Source organism: Brachybacterium sp. Marseille-Q7125 (assembly GCF_023062615.1).
GTDB lineage: Bacteria > Actinomycetota > Actinomycetes > Actinomycetales > Dermabacteraceae > Brachybacterium.
On the sequence record NZ_JALLAL010000192.1, the window covers coordinates 1 to 413 of the forward strand.

At 59.1% G+C, this 413-nt stretch carries 1 rRNA gene; it reads left to right on the forward strand.

The annotated features are described in order from the left end of the window. Positions 1 to 413: ribosomal RNA gene (locus MU407_RS14220) — 23S ribosomal RNA — on the forward strand; the annotation flags it as partial.

Genomic DNA, 413 nt, shown 5'->3' on the forward strand with positions numbered 1-413 from the left:
GTGGAGAAGAGACAGTTGGAGGACTGGGACTCTAACCATAGGCCATGAAGCGGGTCTTCGGACACGGGCAGGTGGGCAGTGTGGCGGGGGCGGGCGCCTCCCAAAAGGTAACGGAGGCGCTCAAAGGTTCTCTCAGTACGGTCGGAAATCGTACGTAGAGTGTAAAGGCAAAAGAGAGCTTGATTGCAAGACATACAGGTCGAGCAAGGATGAAAATCGGACTTAGTGATCCGGTGGTTCTGCGTGGAAGGGCCATCGCTCAACGGATAAAAGCTGCCCTGCGGATGACAGGCTTATCTCCCCCAGGATTCCACCTCGACGGCGAGGTTTCGCACATCGAGGTTCGCCCGCCGCGTCCGGTGTGTATAGGAGACAGCGCCCGGGCTCCTGCAGGCGCAGTCGCGCTTCGCAGG